Annotated in this window: 16 protein-coding genes; 3 read left to right on the top strand and 13 right to left on the bottom strand. The window is 42.3% G+C overall.

The features are described 5' to 3' along the window. Positions 1-55 precede the first annotated feature (55 nt). Both H0913_RS08265 and H0913_RS08260 read left to right on the top strand, forming a co-directional pair. The gene (locus H0913_RS08265; RefSeq protein WP_181478502.1) at positions 56-2,197 is read left to right on the top strand and encodes a TonB-dependent receptor domain-containing protein; all 2,142 of its coding nucleotides are present in this window, start codon (positions 56-58) and stop codon (positions 2,195-2,197) included. Between the two features lie 489 nt (positions 2,198-2,686). Then, a complete protein-coding gene (locus H0913_RS08260) occupies positions 2,687-3,058 on the top strand; it encodes a helix-turn-helix domain-containing protein (RefSeq protein WP_006813273.1) in 372 nt (123 codons plus the stop codon). A gap of 84 nt (positions 3,059-3,142) precedes the next feature. Here the strand turns inward: H0913_RS08260 and H0913_RS08255 are convergent, their stop codons facing one another. From H0913_RS08255 to btuC, 11 genes are all read right to left on the bottom strand, one after another. Then, complete coding sequence (locus H0913_RS08255) at positions 3,143-4,159, bottom strand: lipoate--protein ligase A (protein ID WP_181478500.1); 1,017 nt, start codon at positions 4,157-4,159, stop codon at positions 3,143-3,145. 74 nt (positions 4,160-4,233) lie between these two features. Continuing rightward, positions 4,234-4,719, bottom strand: a complete 486-nt coding sequence (locus H0913_RS08250; protein WP_154604012.1) for a C40 family peptidase — start codon at positions 4,717-4,719, stop codon at positions 4,234-4,236. Between the two features lie 127 nt (positions 4,720-4,846). Continuing rightward, positions 4,847-5,254, bottom strand: coding sequence for a 4-amino-4-deoxy-L-arabinose-phosphoundecaprenol flippase subunit ArnF (arnF, locus tag H0913_RS08245; protein ID WP_154604013.1), 408 nt, complete (start codon positions 5,252-5,254; stop codon positions 4,847-4,849). Beyond that, entirely contained in the window at positions 5,251-5,598 is a 348-nt protein-coding gene (arnE, locus tag H0913_RS08240) for a 4-amino-4-deoxy-L-arabinose-phosphoundecaprenol flippase subunit ArnE (protein ID WP_181478498.1), read from the bottom strand. Before arnE ends, arnF begins: the two co-directional genes overlap by 4 nt. Then, entirely contained in the window at positions 5,595-7,253 is a 1,659-nt protein-coding gene (gene arnT, locus H0913_RS08235) for a lipid IV(A) 4-amino-4-deoxy-L-arabinosyltransferase (RefSeq protein ID WP_154604015.1), read from the bottom strand. Before arnT ends, arnE begins: the two co-directional genes overlap by 4 nt. Before the next feature lie 7 nt (positions 7,254-7,260). Continuing rightward, positions 7,261-8,154, bottom strand: a complete 894-nt coding sequence (arnD, locus tag H0913_RS08230) for a 4-deoxy-4-formamido-L-arabinose-phosphoundecaprenol deformylase (protein WP_154627934.1) — start codon at positions 8,152-8,154, stop codon at positions 7,261-7,263. Beyond that, the gene (arnA, locus tag H0913_RS08225; protein WP_108479020.1) at positions 8,154-10,139 is read right to left on the bottom strand and encodes a bifunctional UDP-4-amino-4-deoxy-L-arabinose formyltransferase/UDP-glucuronic acid oxidase ArnA; all 1,986 of its coding nucleotides are present in this window, start codon (positions 10,137-10,139) and stop codon (positions 8,154-8,156) included. Before arnA ends, arnD begins: the two co-directional genes overlap by 1 nt. Then, on the bottom strand, positions 10,139-11,131 hold the full coding sequence (gene arnC / locus H0913_RS08220) for an undecaprenyl-phosphate 4-deoxy-4-formamido-L-arabinose transferase (RefSeq protein WP_036950457.1): 993 nt from the start codon (positions 11,129-11,131) through the stop codon (positions 10,139-10,141). The genes arnA and arnC overlap by 1 nt, the downstream gene beginning before the upstream one ends. Beyond that, positions 11,131-12,276 (bottom strand): UDP-4-amino-4-deoxy-L-arabinose aminotransferase, encoded by a 1,146-nt coding sequence (arnB, locus tag H0913_RS08215; RefSeq protein WP_154604017.1) that lies wholly within the window; start codon positions 12,274-12,276, stop codon positions 11,131-11,133. Before arnB ends, arnC begins: the two co-directional genes overlap by 1 nt. 124 nt (positions 12,277-12,400) lie before the next feature. Beyond that, a complete protein-coding gene (locus H0913_RS08210; RefSeq protein ID WP_154604018.1) occupies positions 12,401-13,168 on the bottom strand; it encodes an ATP-binding cassette domain-containing protein in 768 nt (255 codons plus the stop codon). 1 nt (position 13,169) lies between these two features. Next, positions 13,170-14,174, bottom strand: a complete 1,005-nt coding sequence (gene btuC / locus H0913_RS08205; RefSeq protein ID WP_181478496.1) for a vitamin B12 ABC transporter permease BtuC — start codon at positions 14,172-14,174, stop codon at positions 13,170-13,172. A gap of 122 nt (positions 14,175-14,296) precedes the next feature. Here btuC and H0913_RS08200 point away from each other — a divergent pair, with 122 nt between their 5' ends. Next, positions 14,297-15,445, top strand: coding sequence for a RhoGAP domain-containing protein (locus tag H0913_RS08200; protein ID WP_154604020.1), 1,149 nt, complete (start codon positions 14,297-14,299; stop codon positions 15,443-15,445). An 88-nt stretch (positions 15,446-15,533) separates the two neighbouring features. Here the strand turns inward: H0913_RS08200 and ihfA are convergent, their stop codons facing one another. Both ihfA and pheT read right to left on the bottom strand, forming a co-directional pair. After that, positions 15,534-15,830: an integration host factor subunit alpha gene (ihfA, locus tag H0913_RS08195; protein ID WP_004263721.1), complete on the bottom strand. Its 297-nt coding sequence runs from the start codon at positions 15,828-15,830 to the stop codon at positions 15,534-15,536. A 4-nt stretch (positions 15,831-15,834) separates the two neighbouring features. Continuing rightward, complete coding sequence (pheT, locus tag H0913_RS08190; protein WP_154638923.1) at positions 15,835-18,222, bottom strand: phenylalanine--tRNA ligase subunit beta; 2,388 nt, start codon at positions 18,220-18,222, stop codon at positions 15,835-15,837. Positions 18,223-18,227: the final 5 nt, after the last annotated feature.

Raw genomic sequence — 18,227 nt, 5'->3', positions numbered from 1 at the left:
AATTTTTTTATTATCTTGGCTGCTAGAATCATATTACTCAGGAAAGGATTTCCTAATGGCGCTTACATTGAGATCAGCATCAACTTCAGGTGCTTCACACAGCAAAGTATTTTCTTTATCAACATTAACCGTCGCCCTTGCTATGACTGGGTTCAATACTGCAAGTTTTGCCGCCGACGATATCATTCACGTCACCACCACTCCATTGAGCCACGAAAAGTTTGCCGTTGCTGAGCAATTTGAGGTGATTGACGCAACCGCACCAGAACAACAAACCGCCACATCTGCGCTCGACCTATTAAAAGGTCAGGCTGGTATTTTTGTGACGGGTGCTGGCAGTACCTATGGACAGTCAGTGCAGATGCGAGGCTACGACTCCCGTGGTGTCAAAATTATGGTGGATAATGTGGTTCAGGATTTTAATTCTGGCTTATTTGATGCCACACTGATTGATCCCTCACTGATCAGTAAAGCCTATGTACATAAAGGCGCATCTTCTGTACAACACGGCAGCGGCGCGCTTGCTGGTGTTATTTCCCTTAAAACCCTCAGCGCTTCAGAAGTGTTAGCACCCGGACAAAATATCGGAGGGCGCTTATTTAGTGGTATCAACCGTAATGACCATGGTTATTATGCGGGGGGAACATTACTTGGACGCAGTGATTCTGTTGATGCCCTACTCAGCTATAGCCAACGCAAAAAATATTTAATGGCATCAATTGATTCAGCCCCTTTTGATAACCAAGAAAAAATTCATAACTGGATGCTTAAAACCACCTGGATGGCAAACCCTGCTTATCACCTTGGATTACAGCTGAGAGAGTATCGCAATGATGGGCTAAGCCTTAAACAACCGGCTTCCGTAGATACAAAGAAACAGATGTTCCCAAATACCCCAACTCAACGTAATGCTCATCAGCGTGATATCCTCATTAATCAGGCTTTTAAACCGACAAACAAGCTTCAATGGGAAGGTGAATGGGATATTTATTATACTGATCTCAGCCTAAGCCAATTAGATTTAGTTAAAGCCGCTAAAAAACCAACGGAGTATGGTGCCGAAAGTCGTAATCAATATACCTATGGTTCTAAATTTTCAAACCACTTTACTTTGCCTGTATCGAGCTGGGCATACAGCAATATTCAAAGCGGTATTGAACACTATCAACAAAAACAAAAACCGAATCAATATGCAATTAGCTATCCACCCACAGAGTTATCAAATACCTCCGGTTGGCTAAACAATGAACTCACGTTTGCCCATGTGCCTGTGACGCTTTCAGCTGGAACGCGTTTTACACAATATAGTGTCAATCGCGATGGTTTTGCTAAAAGCAAACATACCAATTGGTCTTCACGTTTTGCCATTAGCGCGACACCAACGCATTGGCTAAGTCTTCACTCCTCGTATGCCGAAGGCTATCGCGCGCCAAGAATGGCGGAGTTGTACAATAACTCACTTCACTTTTCCACCAAATGGGCTGGCACTTCAATCTTTAGAACGTCCCCTGATTTAAAACCAGAAACCAATAAAACTACAGAAGCAGGCCTAAAACTCAGCTTCGACGATTTTGTGGTAACGGGTGATACGCTCAGCTTTGGAACAACCTATTTCCATACTAAAGCTCATAACTACATTGCGATGCATAGCCAATATAAAAGGAAAGTGAACCGCGATTTATATTATGTCTGGTTCCCTGAAGAAATTTTCTATGCCAATGTGCCATCGGCCACCATTGCTGGTTTCGATAGCTTTATTCACTATCAGTCTCAGTGGTTTGATTTGAGCCTCAACCATAATTTAACCTCTGGAAAAGAAGATTTAGAAAATCACGCTCTTTCTTCTATTCGACCTGAATCGATGATGATTAAATTCAATGCACCTATAGCGAACACCGGAATTAATGTGGGCTGGACTGGCGAATTTGCCGCAAGAACAAAAATTACGGGAGATAGTACCTATAAACTGCCTGATAGAAAAAATTCTAACGATCTAGACCGCTACCGCCGTGAGATTTTCCAGCGGGCTGGTTATGGCGTTCATGATTTTTACGTAAACTACAAAGCCGACCAAATTATCAAAGGGCTCAATACTACCCTAACCCTCAAGAATGCGTTTGATAGAAACTATGTCTCTTCTATGGACGTGCCTCAGGAAGGTCGTAATTTTTATTGGAACGTCAGTTATCAATGGTAATTAATAAGTAACTACATATTGAAATCAGGTTCATTTATCCCAATCTTAAATTCTATGGGTAAATGAACCTTTCAATACACGCACTATCGTTAAGAAAACAATTCACTTCGGAATTTCCTGTTAATTGTTATATTGTCTTGAAGTATTTTGTTCATTATTGCGTCAAATAAAATTTCAATAATTTACTTGGTTAATAAAATAGAACAGCACCAACAATAAATTTGAACAAGTCTATTGGCAGCTTAAATAAAGCTATATTCACTCACAAAAACAAACATAACTAATTGTATTTTATTAGAAATTAACATTCATTCATGTATGTTTAGTTTTTCGCATTTTAATGAAAACTATCGTAACAATAGTTATTCTCATTCAAAAACCGCACGATTAGCCTATCGATATATCGGAAAAAAAGGAAGAATAGACCATAATTTCATGAGTTATTATTAGTTATTAATGAACAATAGCCTACTAGAGTAGGAGGTAGATATGTCAGAAAGTGTAGTCAATGAAATCATTAGATGGCTTGAAAGCCAATTACAACGTAATGAAGGCATCAAAATTGATACTATCGCGGATAAAAGCGGGTATTCGAAATGGCATTTACAGCGTGTATTTAAAGAGCTTAAGGGCTGCACACTGGGTGAATATGTTCGTAAACGTCGCCTATTAGAAGCGGCTAAATCATTACGTGAAGGCAACTTACCTATTCTCGATATCGCGTTGCAATATGGCTTTAGCTCACAAGCGACATTTACCCGTATTTTCAAAAAACACTTTGATACTACCCCTGCTAAATTCCGTCAAGCAGGTGAGTTACCAGAATGCAAAACCTTTATGACTTGCAATTGCCATCATTAAGCGCGCATTAGATTTTCGTTACACCCTCAAACACCCATTCCAACGAAATCTATTTTTTGAGCCGATAAATAATCGGCTCTTTTTTTATCTCAGTTCGTTCACCAACCAACCTTCTAAATCTGCAAATTGTTCAGTCAATTCTGGCCACAATACGGTCATTTTTGCCATCAACTGACGCACAGTTTCCGTTTGATAGGCTTGCCCCACGAGTTGCTGACTTAACCACTCCAATGGCGATGGTTCGAGACTGTCGGTGAAAAATTGGCAGCGCGTTATCACGCCTTTTTCAATATCAAAGTGGAATTCAATACCGCCCCATGGGAATCGAGTATCTGCCATATGACTAAAAGCAGGCGCTTGCCCAAAGTTCCATTCCCAGCTACTTTGCTTCGCGAATGTCTCTGCGAAATTAGGTAAATCAGGGAGTTTTTCCGGTGAAATATATTCTGGTTCCACTGTTTCACCGTAGTAGCTAAAGAAGCTATTTATGATCCCTTCACACACTTTTTCATGGGAAATATCAGGTACTAGCTCATTTAAGTTGGCAACGCGAGAACGTACTGACGTAATCCCTTTGGCTTGCAGTTTCTTAGGATCGGGATTGAGGTAGTTTGCTAGACGACTTAAATCGGTATTAATCAATAAAGTGCCATGGTGGAAGCCACGATCTTTAGTTTCACGGTAGGCTGAGCCTGAAATTTTTCTCGGGCCATTTTCGGTTTCAAGAACTAAATCATTGCGCCCAGATATTTCTGCGTGGATCCCGACTTGTGCCAGTCCATCCACAATAATTTGTGTTGAGATGGTTTTATCATATTCGGGTTTTCCTGCCATAAAAGTAAAACAGGTGTTCCCTAAATCTTGAAATACAGCCCCGCCACCACTGCTACGACGCGCTAACCGAACATTATCTTGTTCCATTTTACGGGTGTTACACTCTTTCCATGGATTTTGAGCACGACCGATGACCACGGTATCGGCATTACGCCATAGGAACATCACGCGTTGGTTGGCGGACATTTGGCGAAAAATAGTCTCTTCTACCGCTAAATTAAACCAAGGGTCGAAGGATTCAGAGATAAATAAACGTAATGTAGACATTCGGCTATCCTAAAAGCAAAACTTGCTCCTAAGATAGCATAATCACTGAAGAATTAATGAGGAATGAAACGAAATTAGATACGCCGAGCCTGCCAAAACACTTTTCGCCAATAGCTATTATCCATCGATGAGCGTATTACGCCTTTACTAGTGGATGCATGGATAAATGTGTTGTCCGTATCGTAAATCCCAACATGCAGGCCGTTTTCCCCTGATCCCGTTTTGAAGAATACCAAGTCACCCGGCATTAAATCCGATTTATCAATCCGCGTACCTAAACGCGTTTGGTCAACCGTCGTACGGGGGACTTCAATAGCAAAGCGGTCACTAAATGTTCGATAGACAAAACCCGAGCAATCCACGCCGTTTTGGCTCATGCCACCATAATGATACGGCGTACCATACCATTGGCTTAGCTGGTCTTTGAGTTGAGCGATAGTCATGATTGGATCAGACAATTGGGTTTTCATTGGCGGTGCTGATGTCCGTTTTACGGATGAAGAGCAGCCAATCAACACGAGGCAACACAGCAATGGTAGGTATTTGAGATTCACTATCATAGCGTACCTTATAGATAACCCGTGGGTATAGATAACTAAAAAACAATCACCTTAAGTGATATCCTAATACGCGAGACTATAATGTACAACGCGCAGAAAATAAACACCTAAGGCTAATTATCTGATGCTATTTAGCTTTTTTGGTTAAAGGCTTGGAAGGTCGACTGATCAGCCATACGCCTAACAGAATAAACGCTATCCCCGCGGCTTTTAATCCAGTGGCAGGCTCATTGAACCATGGAAGCACCACTGCCAGTATATAAACAAACACATAGCTGAGACTGATAAGCGGGTAGGCTTTATTGAGCGCAATGTATTTTAACGCGAATAACCAGCACAACATTGATAACGCATAACAGACTAACCCGACAAAGATAATCCCTAAACTTGCCGCATTATCTGCTAGCCATTCTAGCTGCAACCAGTGCCAACCTAGAGAGAACGATGGAAGTTCCACAACTCCCGCTTTCAGACTAAGTTGTGCGACGGTGACTAATAGCGCGCTACCGAGTACCCATAAGTATCCTTTATTCATACACTTATACTCATCAGTAGTATCCCTATCATGATTGAGGCAACCCCAAGCCAGTGGTTTAGTCCAGTTTGCTCATGGTAGACAAATTGCCCTATCAATGTGACCAAGACGAAATTAATACTGAGCATCGGGTAGGCAATACTGAGTGGCATTGTTTCCAATAACTTTAGCCAAAACAGCATTCCCAATCCCAGCATTAATACCGCCAGCACCAACCAACGAATGGCAGATGCGGCTTTATTCTGTTTGTCTCCTTGCCAAGTGACGACCGCTTGCTTTTGGGCAATTTGCCCAATGCAAGTCAACACACTGACAAGAAGTAATAGAAGTAATTGCGCTATCATTGTTTATGGTAAACCACTATTGCCATACGGGAATTCTTAATGACTTCATCCGGCTTAGGAATGTCTGGCAAACCTTCTTTTTTACCTAATAAGAACACCACGGTGACCTGCCCTTCTTGGCGAGCTTTCGCTAGCCAAGCCGCAAATTCATCCGGTTTAACCAAACGATGCGCACTGTCTGGGTATTCCAAGCCATAGGTTAATTCACCGCTGCTATTATAGAGATAAATATTGGAATTTTTGGTTTCCCATGCCAGTCCCGCAGCCACGCCAACGTTACTTGCCATCAAATACTGGCTGTTCATCAAAAGATCATGATTTTGATGAATAAAATTCTGCGGTAACTTCGAGTCAATCGTGTTATTTGGCAATGCGCTACCAATACATAAACTGACTGCCAATGAGCAAGACGCCGCCCATAACCAGTATTTTGCATTCAGTACCGTGCAGAGATAACCGATGATCGCCCAAATCGAAAATGCGACAACACCCAGTACCATTTTTGACCATTCATCATGCTCATATAGGGGCTTTTTGATCACACTGCTGACAATAATCACCGCGATCACGGCGGCAATCCCGATAACAATGTTAATAATTCCGTTAGCTTTCAATGCCTTCATGGTGCCATTGCGTACACAATCCACACCATATTTCGCCATTAATAGCGCCAATGGTGCCATAAACGGCAGCATGTAAGTCGGTAATTTTCCGCGTGAAACACTGAAGAAAATCACCGGCACCACAAACCAACATAATAAAAAGAACATATCCGGGCTAGATTTACGTTCTTTCCACCCTTTAATTAAGGAGCCAGGTACTAAGCCCATCCACGGAATAGCCCCAAGCAAAATAATCGGAATGTAGTACCAGAATGGCGCGACGTGCTGAGCATCATCCGCCGTAAAGCGTTTCACATGCTCAACCCAGAAGAAGTAATTCCAGTAATCCGGTTCTTGTTTGGCTATTGCTAATGCCCATGGCAAGCTGATGATCACCGCAGTGATAATCGCTAATGGTCCATATTTGAGCATTTCAAGAAAACGTTTTTGATACAAGGTGATAGGTAGCATCACGATGACGGGAATGGCTAAGGCTAAAAAGCCTTTGGTCATGAATGCCATACCGCAAGCCAAGCCAAGAGCTCCCCACGCGGCGAGTTTGGTTTTAACCTCTCGAGCTTTCATTGCCCATAAGCAACAGAACATACTGGCGGCTATCCATAACGATAGCATCGGGTCGAGAACGCTGTATGTTCCTACTGCAAACACCAAGAACATCGAAATGTAGATGAAGCTTGCCACATAAGCAACATGGCTATTACGCCACATCATTTTTGCCATGCGGTAAACCAGCAGAGTGCTCAATAAAATACAGAAGACAGAACCGAAACGAACTGCAAAGTTTGTGTCACCAAAAATCATTTGGCTAATATTGTTGATCCAATACCCCGCCACTGGTTTTTCAAAGTAACGAATATCCAGCATGTACGGCACAATCCAGTCGCCGCGTTGTAGCATTTCGCGACTGATTTCCGCATAACGGGTTTCATCCGGCTGCCAAAGTAAACGGCTGTTTAACGGCAACAAATAGGTCAAGACAAAAAAAAGAGCCAGCAGAGAGGCTCCTACTTTGCTCGCTCGGTTATTCAACATGGGTATTTTATTCCTCTTCTTGGCAGCCCAGCCAACCTTCTCGTCCCGGGAATGGGGCGCGAACCACTCTTCCTTTTGGAAGCGTATTGATGTCTTCAGGCAACAATTCACTCAATGTACAGAATTGGATTTCTTCTTGCTTAATTCGTTCCAATAATTGTGAAAATTGTTGTGACTTTGACATTCCTTCCACTTCCGTATGGATAGTGTAAACAGGAACACCTTGGTCATCTTTGATTGCTTGAAGAATAAAATCATTAAATTCTTCGTCCGCTACCACTGTACCAACGACTTCATCATAGGTCGGTAACGTCACAGGAATTTGCACTGTTCCCAACGAACCATCACGTAGAATAGGTCTAAATGGGAACTTTCCACGGCAGTCGCTGTTGTAGTCAAAATTAAACCCTTGTTTAACTTCGAGTACACGCTCGTCACCACGCCACCCTGCTACCGCTGAACAAGTGACTCGTTGACCTGTCGCGTTGTGCAGTGCGTCGACACCCAATTTCACTTGTTCAGTGAGTTGAGCCTCGCTCCATTTAGCCACTTTGGCTTGCCATCCTTGATGATCCCACGCATGTAAGCCGACTTCATGCCCAGCGTCCAAGGTTTGTTTCATCAAATAGCCTAAATCTTTGGCGATTTTTTTACCTGGCCACGCAGTACCCGCCAGTAAAATATCTAAACCATACAAAGATGCCGCATTCGACCGTAGCATTTTCCACAGAAATTTAGGACGCAAAAGGCGCCATAAATGGCGCCCCATATTATCGGGTCCTACACTGAAGAAAAAGCTGGCCTGAATATCATGCTCTTTGAGCACTTTAAGTAATTGAGGAACCCCTTTCAATGTACCTTGATAGGTGTCCACATCGATTCTCAAGCCAACTTTTTTCATTATTTTTTGCTTTCCAGCTCTTCTACAGCACCCTGTAAGAAGAAGTCTAATGTTTCTTCAATGGTATCTTTCATGTCGATCGTCGGAACCCAGTCAAGTAAACGACGTGCGTTTTCAACACTTGGTTTACGATGCTCAACGTCTTGGTAACCTTGACCATAGTAGCTAGCGCTTTCGATTTCACGGAAGCCAGCAAATGGAGGGAATTTGCTACGAGCCGGGTGTTTTTCGAAGCTTTCTAACAGCATTTCCGCTAACTGACGAATACTTGCTTCGTTAGTTGGGTTACCGATGTTGATGATTTGACCATCACATTTGCCATCTTTGTTTTCAATGATGCGGAACAGTGCTTCGATACCATCTTTGATATCTGTGAAGCAGCGTTTTTGCGCACCACCATCGACTAACTTGATTGGTGAACCTTCAACTAAGTTCAGGATCAGCTGAGTGATTGCACGTGAGCTACCAATACGCGCAGAGTTCAGGCTGTCTAAACGTGGTCCCATCCAGTTAAATGGACGGAATAAGGTGAATTTCAGACCTTCTTTCGCGCCGTATGCCCAGATAACTCGGTCAAGTAACTGTTTAGATACAGAGTAAATCCAACGTTGTTTGTTGATTGGACCAACGATCAGACGAGATTCGTCTTCATCAAACTCTTTATCATCACACATACCATAAACTTCAGAAGTTGATGGGAAAATGATACGTTTGTTGTATTTCACGCAGTAACGAACAACTTTCAGGTTTTCTTCGAAGTCTAATTCGAATACACGCAGTGGGTTACGGGTGTATTCGATTGGTGTCGCGATAGCAACCAGTGGCAGAATAACGTCACATTTTTTGATGTGGTATTCGATCCACTCAGTGTGGATGCTTACGTCACCTTCGATAAAGTGGAAACGAGGGTTACCAATGAAACGTTCAATTGCAGATGAACCAATATCCATACCATAGATATCGTAGTTATCATCTTGTAACAGACGCTCAGTTAAGTGGTTACCGATAAAGCCGTTCACACCTAAAATCAGAACACGTTTACGACGCTTAACTTGCGCAGTTGGTTTAGCACCAACGCGAACGTCAGTTACGATGCCCATTTCGTTAGCCAGACGGTTGCCTTGCATGTACAGACCAGTTTCGCTTTGACCGCTAACGATTTCCAGTGCGCCTTGACCACATGCGATACGCAGTGGGTCGCTAGATAATACGGTACCCGCAGCTTTACCTTGGTTATCGTCTAATACACGAGCACGCCATACGATCATTTTACGTGCACCTAAATAGGTGAACGCGCCTGGGTATGGTTCAGTCACTGCGCGGATCAGGCAGCTAATTTCTTTCGCGCTGCGGCTCCAGTCGATTTGACCATCATCAGCACAACGACGACCGAAGTAGCTTGCTTGGCTCTCATCTTGAGCAACAGTTTTGTAGCTGCCCGCTTCGATTAATGGCAGAGTTTTATCTAACAGAACTTCTGCTGCTTCACGGACTTTCGCATGCAGAGTCAGGGCAGTATCAGTATCCGTGATAGCCACTTTTTCTTGCGCTACGATATCGCCAGCATCAGCTTTAGCAACCATTTTGTGCAGCGTTACGCCAGTTTCGCTTTCACCATTTAACAGTGCCCAGTTGATTGGTGCACGACCACGGTATTTAGGCAGTAAAGAACCGTGCAGGTTGAAAGCGCCTTTCGGTGCTAATGCTAACAGTTCTTCGCTTAACATATCGCGATAGTAGAAAGAGAAAATCACATCGGGTTTCATCTCACGAATACGTTCAATCCACAGTGGGTGGTTAACGTTTTCTGGAGCGAAAACAGGAAGTTCCATATCTGCACTGACACGAGCTACAGAAGAGTAAAAGTGGTTTTCATTTGGATCATCAGTGTGTGTAAATACTGCCTGAATATCAAAACCCGCTTTCTCAAGCGCTTTTATCCCTACACAGCCAATATCATGATAGGCAAAAACAATAGCTTTCATTAGTTTTCTTCCTGATTTTTGTCGGTTTTAAGGTCTGCACCGACGACTTTTTGAATAAAATAACGAGGTCTCGCGCGCACATCATTATAGATCCTACCGATGTATTCGCCCAATAATCCCATAGCAACAAACTGTGCGCCGATAAACATAAAGAGTATCGCAAACAGTGTAAATACGCCGTCAGCTGCCCAGCTCGCACCGAACAGTAAACGTAAAACAATTAACAACACTGCCAGCACAAAGCCGCCAGCAGCGATAATGCTACCAACCACGCTTAACAAACGCAGAGGCGCAGTCGTTAAACAAGTTAATAAGTCATACATTAAATTAATCAGCTTCATAAAGCTGTATTTTGAATCACCAAACTCGCGCTCAGCATGCGCTACATCAATTTCGATGGTTCTACGCGCAAAGGTATTCGCTAAAATAGGAATAAATGTGCTGCGTTCATGGCATTGAAGCATCGCTTCAATGATGTGACGGCGATAAGCGCGCAGCATACAACCATAGTCACCCATTGAACGACCGGTCGCCTTGGTGATCATTGCATTGATCATTTTTGACGCCGTTTTGCGGAACCATGAATCTTGACGATTAGCACGACGAGTACCAACAACATCATAGCCTTGAGCCGCTGTTTGTACTAAACGAGGGATCTCTTCCGGTGGGTTTTGTAAGTCCGCATCAAGAGTGATAACTAAGTCGCCATCCGCTTGATTGAAACCCGCCATGATCGCAGAGTGTTGACCATAGTTGCGGTTTAAAATGATCGCAATCACATGGTTATCTGGATTTTCAGCCGCTTCAACCAACATTTTTGCAGAACGGTCGCTACTTCCATCGTCAACTAGAATTAACTCATAAGCTTGAGTCAGTTGTTTACAGGACTTAATCGTACGTTCTAACAGTTGAGGCAAACTTTGCTCTTCGTTATAAACAGGGATTACCACTGAGACTTTTTTAATCTCATCAAATTCATCAGCTAATGACACTATTTTGACTCCAAAAGGACTGTATTAATCGCACTTACTACCCGTTCAACATCCGCGTCAGTCATGTCTGGGAACAGAGGCAATGAGCAAAGCGTTGCACTATTCCATGTTGATTCTGGCAATGACAGCTCTGGGTATTTTTCGCGGTAATATTTTTGTGTATGAGCCGCACGGAAATGTAATCCCGTACCAATATTATGCTCTTTTAGCTTCTCCATAAATGCATCGCGGTCAATGCCACACACAGATTCATCAACACGTACCATAAATAAGTGGTTAGCGTGTAAATGTGGGTATTCTGGCACAGATAACATTTGTAATGGAGAGTCTTTTAGTAACTCACGGTAGCGTGCCGTCAGTTCAGCTCGACGCTGGTTTAAATACTCAACGCGGGATAATTGTACTACTGCAATCGCCGCATGAATATCAGATAGGTTATATTTGAAACCTGGCTCAACCACTTCGGCTTGCGGTTTACGGCCTTGCATTTGGCGATCAAACGCATCTACACCTAAACCATGAAATTTTAATGCACGAACACGCTGAGCAAGTGCATCATCGTCAGTGGCGACTAGACCACCTTCAGCACAGGTTACGTTTTTGATTGCATGGAATGAAAAAATGGCAGTGCCCTTCTCACCAATCCACTCATTTTTATAACGTGTTCCGACTGCATGAGCCGCATCTTCAATGAGGTAAACACCTGCTTTTTTCGCGATGGCACGCAGGGCATCTAAATCACAAGGCGCACCCGCATAATGAACAGGGATAATTGCCTTCGTTTTGCTCGTTAAGGCTTTTTCTACTGCTTCTGGCTGAATCATGAGGGTATCACGATCAACATCAATCATAACTGGCGTTGCACCTAGCAGCTCAATCATATTGATAGTTGAAACCCATGTTTGTGACGGAGTGATAACCTCATCACCAGGACCGATACCCAGCGCCATCAAAACAACATGCATACCTGCAGTTGCCGATGCAAGGGCAATCGCATGCTTGCAACCATAACGTTTGCAAAAATCTTCTTCTAATTGATGATTCTGTGGGCCTGTAGTTATCCAGCCTGAACGCAGAACGTTTTCTACTGCCTTAACCTCTTCATCCCCGATTGCTGGTTTTGAAAACGGAAGGAAATTGCTCATATTGTCTGTAGCCTAGTTTCATTATGAATAGGATATTCTAGTTAAAATTACTTTAACCGAACCTCAACACCAGTCATCATTACTGCAATAATTGCCGTGATACGGGCAATAAGAACACGATTAGCTAATTAGTATGATCGTTAATTTGCCATACTTTATTCGATGAGCTCTGATTGAGTTTTATATCAGCCATAAATACATCTGACAAATGACTTTCTGTCATGACATTGTCAGGCTCACCTTCATAGATAATCGCGCCTTTCTTCATCATCCAAATTCGACTTGCATTTTTATAAGAATGACTAAGATTATGTCCACTCATTATAACTGTTCCTGCGCAATGACAAAAACATTTCACCCATTTATCTAGCATTCCTTGCTGAATAATATCTAAATTGTTTATTGGTTCATCAAATAAGATTATTTTTCCGCTCAAACAGTCCCGATCCCATACCTGCAAAAATACAGCGACTATCCGAATTCGCTGCCATTCCCCACCTGATAATTGGCTAATAGGTTTAGATAGCAATGGTGAAAGTTGAAAATCTTCGCATAATTCGCTAAAAATTGCGGGCGGAACGACATGCTGCTCAATAAACAAGGATAAGTATTGAAACACTTTTAAACTTGGTAAAATACCCGTTTGCTGTGTGAGATAAGAGCGAAACCTTGCAAGATCTTGAACAGCATAATCTTTCAGATTCACACGATTAAAAAAAATCGCTCCTGTGTAAGATATGCAACCACTCAACACTGAAAGTAATGTGCTTTTTCCTGCTCCATTCGCACCCAATAGATGTATCTGCTCCCCTGCAAAAATGGGCTGGTTAATACCTCGTAACCGGCTTCCCACAGTCAGATTTTGCGTTTCAATCATCACTGTTTTATTCATATTATTGTCGCCACGTATGATTTTTGACGAGAAGATAAATAAAAATAGGGGCGCCCAAGGTCGCGGTAATCACGCCTATCGGAATTTCAGCATTATCTATCAATAATCGGGATAACAAATCTGCAATTAATAAGCTTAGCGCCCCAGCAATTGCACAGGCTGGTAATAAAAAACGGTTATCAGTGATCCCACTTAGCCTTAATATATGGGGGATCACTAATCCTATAAAACTAATTGCCCCCGCAATTGCCACGCTGAGTCCAATTAATATTCCAGTAATGATAATTAATATTAATCGCCAACGATGCGTAGAAATACCCAATTGATAAGCTTGAATATCACCCAGCAATAAATAATTTAAAATTCTTCCCTGACTTATGGCCCAAAATAAAAATGGGAGGCAAGCAATGACTAATCCTATTTGACGCCAATCAACACCACTGAAGCTGCCCATCATCCAATACAGTAATTGGCGTAAATCTAGATTACTGCTCATGTAGACCATCCATGTCATGCACGCACCGCTGATCACACCAAGCGCAACACCAACTAATAATAAGCTGGCATTATTCAAATGTTGATGACGAGCAAAATAGAGTAAAACGCCCGTGAGGACTAAAGCGCCAATAATGGCACTTATGCTAACTAACCAATAGTAGGTAACTCCTGAGGAGAGCAATACAGTAAAAACAACCGCAACTCCAGCACCATTACTGATCCCTAGCAATCCCGGTTCCGCCAATGGGTTCTCAAATAATGCTTGCATAATGGCGCCCGTTACTGCCAATGATGCACCAATGGTGATAACTGCAAGAAGTCGAGGTAAGCGAATTTGCCAGACAAATAATTGTGCAGAATCATCCATCCATTGGTTCGGCCAATACCAAATTTCCCCTGCACTGAGCGATAGCATTGCAATGATACAAAGACTCAGTAACAACAAAATAATCAACCCCATATCGGATTGATGTTGTTTTTTTTGTAAGTTTTTCAAGGAAATAGTCATTACATTTACAATAATTATCTTTCATTAAAAAATAAGCGCGTTTTATATAAGAGAGAGCATAAGAAAAAATTTAAACTGCTGCCAATTTTAATTCCACTTTTAACCACAATGAGGGTTTGCATATGGCACTAAGCACAGTTAATAATTCCCCCAAATCATCGCTCTCTACATTCGACGTAAAAGAAACTGGCCAAACTGAAAATAAGGCTAACAGCCATTTTAAAACATCGCTAAGAAAAGTAACTCAATCATTTACTAGCTTTTTTTCTTTACTTTTTAGTTGCCAAAGCAAACAAGTAAGCAAGAAAAAAACTGTTTCAGATGAAGCCTTTGTTATGATTAGCCTTCCGAACAAGGGGGCATCATCTCGCGCGGTTTCCTTTGCAGATGAAACTTCCGCAAAAAACTTATCACCTCAAGATGGCATCATTCCCAAAGCGGGTTTAACCGGGAATCCTCGAGTCGATGCGGCACGAGCTGCTGCATTAAACGCAGTCGCTCAACATAAAGCCCAGCGTGCAGAAAAAACACGAAAAAACGAAACCGATAAATTGCAGCAAAGCAATGAGCTACTCATTAATAATTATGACCGTCTTTCTGACATAGATAGAGAGAAAAATCACGCCATTAACCTGCTTGGTTGTAAGATTCTTAAACATAATGAGTATGCAACAAGTGAAGGTATACTTCGTACTGAAGGTAGCAAAAATGCTGTCAGTGAACTCGTTAATATGATAAATGACCCGAATGGCCATCTTACACTCGCCGTGAACTGTTCTTTACAAACATTAACCAGCGCGTTTAAAAAAATAGCTGGGGAATTACTCAGAAAAACTAACAACATCGACTTCAAATCAGATATTTCATTTGATGATTTACAAGCTTGTGCTGATGCAGTTAAAAACAAAGAAGATGTGACCCAACAAATTAAAAATAGTGAACAATTAAAAAATAAAGCCCCTTCGATTTTAAAAAACTGCGACAAAAGGATCCACAGTGCATTGAGTCGCCTAGCACCACCGCCATTAACATTGCAACTTGTTACTCGCTTTTGCGCTCTCATTTCCAATGATGAGGCATCCCATAAAATGTCCATCAGAAATTTAGCTATGATTTTCGCACCGCACTTGATCAATACAAGCAGTACACCGCAACATAATAGTCAGGAATCTCTTGCTGAGCTTCGAAAAGAAGCTGAAGTAACTAAACTCGCTGAAAATTATATTGCCGCGTTAATCCATCAAGAGAAAAGTCTATTTCACCGTATTTAAAAGATGTCTTTTACTTAAAAATGTTTTACTTAAAAATAAAGACCGCCTAGGCGGTCTTTTTTATTACTCTGCTATTCAGAGAATAGGATTACTCTTTTGGCGTTGCTTTTTCCACGCGGCTTTTTAATTTTTGGCCTGGACGGAAAGTAACAACACGACGAGCAGTGATTGGAATATCTTCCCCAGTTTTAGGGTTACGACCGGGACGTTGATTTTTATCACGTAAATCAAAGTTACCGAATCCAGATAATTTAACTTGCTCACCGTTTTCTAAGGAAAGGCGAACCTCTTCAAAGAAAGTTTCAACAAGGTCTTTCGCATCACGTTTGCTAACACCTAGTTTTTCAAACAAATTTTCTGACATTTCAGCTTTAGTAAGCGCCATAAGTTTAGTCCCTCAAGGAGGCTTGGAATCGCTGTTTTAACGCAGCAACACACAGATCAACGGTCGCGGTAATCTCTTCTTCTTCCATGGTACGCTGGGTATCTTGGAAGACGAGACTGATAGCGAGACTCTTATAACCCTCTGCTATCCCCTCACCACAATACACATCAAATAAGTTTATGCCAACTATATGATTTATGCCAACTTTTTTACATTCTGCTAAAACTTCGGCAGCTGCTACAGTTTCTGGCACAACCACAGCAATGTCACGACGGTTCGACGGATAACGCGAAATCGCTTTCGCTTCTGGAATAACACGCTGTGCGATTGCATCAGTACGAACTTCAAACACGACTGTACGACCATTTAAATCGAGTTTACGTTCTAGTTCTGGGTGAACAACACCGATAAAGCCAATATGTTCATTTTCCAGATAAATCCCAGCACTTTGCCCAGGATGTAGTGCTGGATGTGCTTCAGATTTAAATGTAATTTGATTTAGTTTTCCAGTCAATTCAAAAACAGCTTCAAGATCACCTTTTAAATCAAAGAAGTCAACAACTTGTTTATCTAATGACCAATGTTCATCGAATTTGTTGCCCGTGATCACACCCGCCAGCATGTTTTCCTGACGAATACCATATTCTGCTTGATTATCAGGCGTAAAGCGTAGACCTGTCTCAAATAAACGAATTCTGTTTTGTTGACGATTTTGATTATAGACCACAGTGCCTAATAAACCAGTCAACAGAGACAAACGCATTGCGGACATGTCCGCTGAAATTGGATTTGGCAAGGAAAGTACTTCTTCCTGCGGATGTAATAGGCTTTGAATTTTAGGATCTACGAAGCTATAAGTAATCGCTTCTTGATAACCACGGTCAACTAACATCGCTTTAATACGTTTCAGCGGTAAATTAGCTTCTTTATGGTCAGTCATAATCAAATCAGCGCGCAACGGTACGTCTGGGATATTGTTATATCCGTATACGCGAGCGACTTCTTCAACTAAATCTTCTTCGATTTGCATATCGAAACGCCAGCTTGGCGCCACAACATCCCAGCAATCTGCGGAAACTTGTACTTGGCAACCTAAACGCGTCAGAATATCAGTCACCGTTTCGTCTGCGATCACATGACCGATTAAACGGTCTAATTTTTTACGCGTCAGCTTAATATTTGCTGGTTTCGGTAAATGTGCTTCGCTAGAAACGTCAATGATTTCACCAACTTCACCGCCACAAATTTCCACGATCAATGCGGTTGCACGTTCCATCGCTTTAAATTGTAGCTGAGAGTCAACACCACGTTCAAAACGGTGTGAAGCATCAGTGTGCAGACCGTAATTACGAGCACGGCCGGTGATAGCCAGTGGTTCGAAGAATGCACATTCTAATAAAATGTTCTTGGTTTCAGTGTTAACACCTGAGTGCTCACCACCAAAGATGCCTGCGATACCCAAAGCTTGAGTTTCATCAGCAATAACCAGCGTGTCAGATTTCAGAGTAGCTTCTGTACCGTCTAGCAGTACTAACTTCTCTTCATCTTTCGCCATGCGCACAACGATTGCGCCATTTAAACGATCTAAATCATAAGCGTGTTGTGGTTGACCTAATTCCAACAGAACATAGTTCGTGATATCAACCACTGCATCAATAGAACGAACACCACCACGACGCAGTTTCTCTTTCATCCACATTGGCGTTGGTGCGCTAACATCGATATTTTTGATCACACGACCTAAGAAGCGTGGGCAGGCAGCAGGTGCTTCAACACGAATTGGGAACGTGTCCTTAATTGTGCTAGCTACTGGGCTAATTGCAGGTTCAACTAAATCTAATTTGTTGATAACCGCTACATCACGCGCCACACCTAAGATACTTAAGCAATCTGCACGGTTTGGTGTAATGCTGATTTCAATCGCGTGATCATCTAATTTTAGATATTCACGGATGTCAGTACCAATAACCGCGTCTTGTGGTAATTCAATAATGCCGCTGTGGTCATCAGAAATACCTAACTCAGAGTATGAGCACAGCATGCCTTCTGATGGCTCGCCACGTAATTTCGCCGCTTTAATTTTGAAATCACCCGGTAATACAGCTCCAACGGTTGCCACGGCAACACGTAAGCCTTGGCGACAGTTTGGTGCACCACATACGATATCTAATAAGCGATCGCCGCCAACATTCACTTTCGTGACACGCAGTTTATCTGCGTTAGGGTGTTGTCCACATTCAACAACTTCACCCACAACAACACCGTGGAATTGACCCGCAACGGTTTCAACACCATCAACTTCCAGACCCGCCATGGTGATTTGGTCTGATAATTCTTCACTGCTTACCGCCGGGTTCACCCATTCGCGTAACCATAGTTCACTGAATTTCATGAGAT

The sequence above is a fragment of the Providencia rettgeri genome, from assembly GCF_013702265.1.
GTDB lineage: Bacteria > Pseudomonadota > Gammaproteobacteria > Enterobacterales > Enterobacteriaceae > Providencia > Providencia zhijiangensis.
Note: the sequence above shows the minus strand (reverse complement) of the source record. Positions and strands in the feature narration are given on the sequence as shown.

Bases quoted from the DNA above. Each gene is read 5' to 3' on its own strand.
- arnA (WP_108479020.1), bottom strand. From the start codon at position 10,139: ATGAAAGCTATTGTTTTTGCCTATCATGATATTGGCTGTGTAGGGATA.
- ihfA (WP_004263721.1), bottom strand. From the start codon at position 15,830: ATGGCGCTTACTAAAGCTGAAATGTCAGAAAATTTGTTTGAAAAACTA.
- btuC (WP_181478496.1), bottom strand. From the start codon at position 14,174: ATGACTATTTCCTTGAAAAACTTACAAAAAAAACAACATCAATCCGAT.
- arnF (WP_154604013.1), bottom strand. From the start codon at position 5,254: ATGAATAAAGGATACTTATGGGTACTCGGTAGCGCGCTATTAGTCACC.
- arnB (WP_154604017.1), bottom strand. From the start codon at position 12,276: ATGAGCAATTTCCTTCCGTTTTCAAAACCAGCAATCGGGGATGAAGAG.
- H0913_RS08210 (WP_154604018.1), bottom strand. From the start codon at position 13,168: ATGAATAAAACAGTGATGATTGAAACGCAAAATCTGACTGTGGGAAGC.
- H0913_RS08250 (WP_154604012.1), bottom strand. From the start codon at position 4,719: ATGATAGTGAATCTCAAATACCTACCATTGCTGTGTTGCCTCGTGTTG.
- arnD (WP_154627934.1), bottom strand. From the start codon at position 8,154: ATGAAAAAAGTTGGCTTGAGAATCGATGTGGACACCTATCAAGGTACA.
- pheT (WP_154638923.1), bottom strand. From the start codon at position 18,222: ATGAAATTCAGTGAACTATGGTTACGCGAATGGGTGAACCCGGCGGTA.
- H0913_RS08260 (WP_006813273.1), top strand. From the start codon at position 2,687: ATGTCAGAAAGTGTAGTCAATGAAATCATTAGATGGCTTGAAAGCCAA.
- H0913_RS08265 (WP_181478502.1), top strand. From the start codon at position 56: ATGGCGCTTACATTGAGATCAGCATCAACTTCAGGTGCTTCACACAGC.
- arnT (WP_154604015.1), bottom strand. From the start codon at position 7,253: ATGTTGAATAACCGAGCGAGCAAAGTAGGAGCCTCTCTGCTGGCTCTT.
- H0913_RS08200 (WP_154604020.1), top strand. From the start codon at position 14,297: ATGGCACTAAGCACAGTTAATAATTCCCCCAAATCATCGCTCTCTACA.
- arnE (WP_181478498.1), bottom strand. From the start codon at position 5,598: ATGATAGCGCAATTACTTCTATTACTTCTTGTCAGTGTGTTGACTTGC.
- H0913_RS08255 (WP_181478500.1), bottom strand. From the start codon at position 4,159: ATGTCTACATTACGTTTATTTATCTCTGAATCCTTCGACCCTTGGTTT.